The organism is Proteus myxofaciens ATCC 19692, assembly GCF_001654855.1.
Lineage (GTDB): Bacteria > Pseudomonadota > Gammaproteobacteria > Enterobacterales > Enterobacteriaceae > Proteus > Proteus myxofaciens.
The window spans coordinates 21,264-27,449 of record NZ_LXEN01000046.1 but is presented as its reverse complement, the minus strand read 5'-3'; the positions used below and the strand labels follow the sequence as shown (position 1 = coordinate 27,449).

Here is a 6,186-nt window from a genome sequence, read left to right as displayed (position 1 = left end):
ACCTGCAAGTGATAAAAAAGAAAATATAAATTTTTTACTATCTAGTGAAATTACTAATTGTTCTAATTCGTTATCTCCAGATAATTTTTTTATATTAGAAGAGAAAGGTAATGATAAAAAAATTTATATTGATAAAAATATTTTCACTAAAATAGAAAATGAATTAACCAATGCTATTAATGATTATATAAAATATGATCTTAAACATTTAGATAAAATTAATAAAGCTAGTAATAAAAATAATGATTTATTTTTAATTAGTAAATCTTTTAATAATAAAAAGGTGGTTAATATTAAAACAATAGAAAGCGCAAGGAAATTAATTTCTAGCATATCTAATGAAGCGAAATCATCTAATTTAAAAAATATGATTTTTCATAAAAATAATATTGTTAATTTGTTTTTTAATGGAAATATTTTGGGGAATATCAAATCAAAGTCTATTAATAAAATCATTTCTGATAAGAAAAATGAAAAAATAGTAATTAACTTAGGATGCGAGTTACCTTATGAAATAGAACATAATAAAATTTTATTAATTAAATTGGGTAGTATAGGGATAGATGATAATAAATTAAGATATAAAAGTAAATGTGAAAATAATAAAAAAGTTGTAACAAAATTGGACGTTAAAGAAGATATTGTACCAATTGATAGAGATACATTAACTAAGTTTGAGATTTTATTTAATTTTCTTAATTCAAATGTTAAGGAAATACATGGAGTAATATATAAATATAATAATTGTAAAAATATTAATGAATTTTCTAAAGCATTTTCTTTTTCAGAAAATAGTGAAAAATTATTCCTGAATATTTATAAAGAACTTAATAAGTTAGAACCCTATGAAAATATAGAACACTACGAAAAAATTTACTATAAATTTAATGAATCTGCAAAGGAATTGAAACAGTTTTATCAAGATTATCTTAAAAAAGAAAATTTTTTAAAAATAAGTGATAATGACCAATTGCTAGAAATGACAAAAAAAATAGAATTTAATGTAGATTCTCTAAAAAATAAATTAAATATACTTAAACCTTTTTTTATTGCTTGCGAAGAATATGAAAATAAAATAAATGATATTGTTTCTAATCTTATCAATAAAAGAGAAAATACCTCTTGTTCTTTAATTAAATATCTTGACGTGAAAATAAATGAATATAAAACTATTTTAACTAATTGCATAAAAAGAAAGGAAGATGGTTTTTTATCCAAGATATACAAGTTTTTCTTTTTTGAAAAATATGAAAAGCACATTCATATACTAAATGAATATCTAGTTAAAGTTGATAAAATATTACATCATTTTGAAAACTGCAGTAATGACAAACAGAGTGTTTTTTCTGATAATGAAATTATTAAAACCTTAAGATCTATATTATCTGAAACTCCGCCAATAGATTTATTAAGTTATTTATATGGTGAAAATAAAAAATGGAATAACTTTAAAAAATCACTTTTTAACTAGATGATAATTTAATGCACTTGAATGTAAAACTGGATCCTTATATGTTAAATATATTGATTATTTAATTTTTACAATATGTATTGGATAAAACATTATGGCTAACATAGGTATTTTTGTAGGTACAGTTTACGGTAACGCATTAGCCGTTGCTGAAGAGGCTCAGCGCATTTTACTAGAGCAGCAACATCAAGCAGATGTGTATGATGAAGGCACTTTAGAAGAGTGGCAAAAATATTCGACAGTACTTGTAATAACTTCAACAACAGGCCAAGGTGAATTGCCTGATACTATTGCTCCTCTTTACCATAGGTTACGAGATAGTGTTGGGTATCAACCTAATTTACAATATGGTTTAATCGCGTTAGGTGATAGTAGTTACGAAAATTTTTGCAGTGCGGGTTTGCAATTTGATGCGTTGTTACAAGAGCATCAGGCAAAGCGTATTGGTGAAATATTACAGATAGACGGCGGTGATATCGCTGAACCTGAAATTTTTGCTATTAATTGGTTAGAAGATTGGGTTAAAAAATTAGATTGATTTTTACACTAAAATTAATCATGAGTTATTTTTTATTTATATTTTTCAAAATAACTCTTAAATAATAAAATAAATATGATTAACTCTAATGACCATAACATTTTTTTGAAAGGGGTTTTTATCCATTTAATTAAATAGCACCGTTTATTATTGTTAACTTTTAATAACTGGTGCTATTTAGGATAATAAATAAATCATGTAAATAACTTGTCTTAGCGACGAGTGAGTTTTTCTAAATCAGCTTCAATTTCGGCAATTTTATTTGCAACCACATGTTCTAGATGGCGTAAATCATCAAGTATTTTATGTTTTAAATCGACTTCAATTTGGTCTTGTTGGCAAATACTATCTAATTCTTCAATAACATAACGTAAGTTAGTATTGATTTCATTCACTTCTTTAAAACCTTGGTTATCAGAAATAGTTTTGCGCTGACGTGGATATTTAAATTTTACGCTTTTTGCAAAAAATTCGCCTTTTCCTTTGCGAAAGTAGATTTTAAGAATATCGTTATTAGCTTCTTGGCGAAGTGTGTAGCGGTCAATTTCTTCAGGGTGTGGGATCCCTAAGTTTTTTAAATTATCGTACATAGCATGGCACCTGATAGAGAGATTAATGAAAAAAAGCGGATAGAATTTATTCTATCCGCTTTTTATATTAGTCGATAGTCCTTAATAATTCATTGATACCCACTTTACCACGTGTTTTAGCATCAACTTTTTTCACAATCACGGCACAATACAGGCCATAGCTACCATCTTTTGATGGTAAGTTACCAGAAACAACAACAGAGCCTGCTGGTACTCTGCCATAATGAATTTCGCCTGTTTCTCTGTCGTAAATTTTGGTGCTTTGGCCAATGTAAACACCCATTGAGATAACTGCACCTTCCTCAACAATAACGCCTTCAACAATTTCAGAACGTGCGCCAATAAAGCAGTTATCTTCAATAATTGTAGGATTGGCTTGTAGAGGTTCTAAAACACCGCCAATACCAACGCCACCAGATAGATGAACATTTTTACCAATTTGAGCACAAGAGCCTACTGTTGCCCATGTATCAACCATACTACCTTCATCAACATAAGCACCAATATTGACGTAAGAAGGCATTAAGACAGTATTTCTTGCAATATAAGCGCCTTGTCTTACTGCTGCTGGTGGTACAACACGGAATCCCTCTTTTTCAAAACGTGCTTGATCATAATCTGCAAATTTCATTGGTACTTTGTCAAAATAGCGACTTTCACTTCCATCAATAACTTGGTTGTTATTAATACGAAAAGAGAGCAGCACCGCTTTTTTTAGCCATTGATGCGTCACCCACTGGCCATCAATTTTTTCTGCAACACGTAGTTTACCGCTATCGAGTTGTGCAATGACGTTATTTATAGCATCACGAACGTGAGGTTCAACGTTATTTGGTGTGATATCAGCACATTGTTCAAAAGCGTTATCGATAATAGATTGTAATGCTTGCATCAAATGTCTTTCCTATATGTTTTATCGTGTATGTATTTCGCGTGGGCTTTTATATTTTATCCTTTGAAATGAGGGCTTTTGTCAACCTTTCTACGACGTTATCCTTCATTTTTTGGTTTAATGCTTTATTTTCGTTATCTGTTAAGACAAAGAAGTCCTCAACGCGTTCACCTATTGTCGTGATCCTTGCACCATGTAATTGTAGTGAAAGATCTGTGAATACCTTACCTATAATCGCTAATAGACCAGGGCTATCACGTGCAAATAGTTCCATATAAGTACGTTTATTATTATGAGAAGCGATAAAATTAATTTTTGTTGGTACATCAAAATTACGTAGTTTTGCCGGTAAAGTGCGTGTTTTTGCATTTGAATTATAAGGCGCGGAGACAACGCGGATTAATGCATTTCGTATATTACTATATCTATCGACAGCTAGTGGTTTACCGTTGGGTTCTAGTACTATAAAAGTATCCATCGCCATATTATCGCGATTGGTAAATATTTGAGCGTTATGGATATTTAAATTTCGTCTATCAAGTTCACCCGCAACAGAAGCAAAAAGAGAAGGTCTATCAGCACACCAAATAAATATTTCAGTACCACCATGCTTTGTTTTTTGGCTGATTAACACCATAGGTTCTGCGCTATTATGCTTGATGAGTGCTTGTGTGTGCCATGCAATTTGTTCTGGAGTATGACGTAAGAAATAATCGGCATGACAACGATTCCATATGGCTTGTCGTTTTTCTTCATCGACATGTGCTTGTTTTAAAATATCAAGTGCTTGTAAACGATGATGGCGAATACGTTCACGTAAGTCAGGAATGGAATGCATACCTTGGCGTAATTGATTTTCTGTCGATAAGAAAAGCTCTCTTAATAAGCTCTGTTTCCAGCTATTCCACAAACTTCTATTTGTCGCGCAAATATCCGCAACAGTTAAACACAGCAAATAACGTAAACGACTCTCATTTTTGACTTCTGTTGCAAATTGAAAAATAACATCAGGATCTTGGATATCACGCCGCTGAGCTGTAACCGACATAAGTAAGTGGCTACTAACTAACCATTCTACTAAGGCGGTTTCTCTTTGATTTAATCCATGTTGTTGTGCAAAGTTAACAACATCTTTTGCACCTAATAGCGAATGATCACCATGCCGGCCTTTACCAATATCATGAAAAAGTGCGGCTAAGCGTAGTAGCTCTGGTTGAGGTAATTTAGGATAAATATCACAACAAAGGGGGTGCTTGGCTTTATTTTCAGGATAGGCGAAGCGTTCTAATTTTTGAAGTACTCGAATTGTGTGTTCATCAACGGTATAGGCATGAAAAAGATCAAATTGCATTTGGCCTACAATATTGTTCCATTGTGGAAAGTAGGCGGCGAGAACACTATGTTTATGCATAGGGACAAATGCACCAGAAACCGCTCGTGGATGGCGTAAAATCTGCATGAATACTTTTCGAGCTAGTGGGTACTCACATAATGGTTGTACTAGATGCCGACGAGCATAACGCAAATGTCGAAGTGCTGTTGAGTAAATTCCCGTTATTTCGTTATGTTCTGCCATACACAAAAATAAGCGCATGATAGAGACAGGATCATCAAGAAAACAACTATCATCGATAACATCAATCAATGAGCCTCTTAATTGAAATTCATTATTGAGTGGACGCGGTTTAACATCAGGTTGTAATGCTAATATTGCTTCATCAAAAAGTTGCAATAACATATCGTTTAACTCGCTAACTCTGCGAGTAACGCGATAGTAGTCTTTCATCATTTTTTCGACGGGCTGATTACCTTCACCTTTATAATTTAAAAGCTGAGCGACACTAAGCTGCCTATCAAAAAGTAACCGGTTATCGTAACGGTTAAGTACAAGATGCAAAGCAAAGCGAATTCGCCATAATGTATCTTGGCATTCTAAAAGCTCTTGTCCTTCAGCTGGGGTTAAAAAGCCAAAATTAACCATTTCAGAAATAGAGGTTGCGCCAAAATGACGATGGGCAACCCATATCAATGTATGAATATCACGTAGACCACCCGGGCTATTTTTAATATCAGGTTCTAAATTATAGCTTGTGCTGTGAAAACGTTGATGGCGTAGCTCTTGTTCCTCAATTTTAGCAGCAAAAAATTGAGGTGAAGGCCAAAATCCTTCGCTAAAAATATAATTAATTAGTTGGTTATATAGTGTTTCATTACCACAAATTAGACGAGCTTCTAGTAAATTTGTTGCGATAGTTAAATCAGAAAGTCCTTCTAAAAGACATTCTTCAATAGTTCTTACACTTGCGCCAACTTCAAGGCGAACATCCCAAAATAATGTAATCACTTTACTAATAGATTCAGCAGCTTCTGATGATAGTGGTGACTTACTTAAAAAAAGTAAATCGATATCAGAAAGGGGATGTAATTCAGCCCTACCATATCCACCAACCGCAATAATAGAGAGATCGGTATAATCGCTTAATTGAGTGTAATGCCATAATTGTATGAGAAGTTCATCAATAAACTGAGTGCGTGCTTTAAGCAAAATTGCGACATCAACATCATGATGAAAAGCATCAGTAAGCCATGATTGAAATTGTTCAATAAGCAGCTTTAATGTTGTGCTATTGAATGTATTTTCAGTCAATGCAAGTAGTGAAGGGGGCGGTGTTTGAAATATGCTTGTCGCTGTCAT

At 32.5% G+C, this 6,186-nt stretch carries 5 protein-coding genes; 2 read left to right on the top strand and 3 right to left on the bottom strand.

The features are described from left to right. Together M983_RS17505 and M983_RS05560 are read left to right on the top strand one after the other, a co-directional pair. Positions 1-1,471, top strand: a 1,471-nt coding sequence (locus M983_RS17505) for a hypothetical protein (RefSeq protein ID WP_167348673.1), incomplete at its 5' end; no start/stop codon positions are given. Between the two features lie 94 nt (positions 1,472-1,565). After that, positions 1,566-2,009: a flavodoxin gene (locus tag M983_RS05560; protein WP_066748334.1), complete on the top strand. Its 444-nt coding sequence runs from the start codon at positions 1,566-1,568 to the stop codon at positions 2,007-2,009. Positions 2,010-2,221: 212 nt separating this feature from the next. Here the strand turns inward: M983_RS05560 and M983_RS05555 are convergent, their stop codons facing one another. The 3 genes from M983_RS05555 to glnD form a co-directional block, all read right to left on the bottom strand. Then, positions 2,222-2,599 (bottom strand): DUF3461 family protein, encoded by a 378-nt coding sequence (locus tag M983_RS05555; protein WP_066748332.1) that lies wholly within the window; start codon positions 2,597-2,599, stop codon positions 2,222-2,224. Between the two features lie 67 nt (positions 2,600-2,666). Further along, complete coding sequence (gene dapD / locus M983_RS05550) at positions 2,667-3,491, bottom strand: 2,3,4,5-tetrahydropyridine-2,6-dicarboxylate N-succinyltransferase (RefSeq protein WP_066748330.1); 825 nt, start codon at positions 3,489-3,491, stop codon at positions 2,667-2,669. A gap of 49 nt (positions 3,492-3,540) precedes the next feature. Then, complete coding sequence (gene glnD / locus M983_RS05545) at positions 3,541-6,186, bottom strand: bifunctional uridylyltransferase/uridylyl-removing protein GlnD (protein ID WP_066748327.1); 2,646 nt, start codon at positions 6,184-6,186, stop codon at positions 3,541-3,543.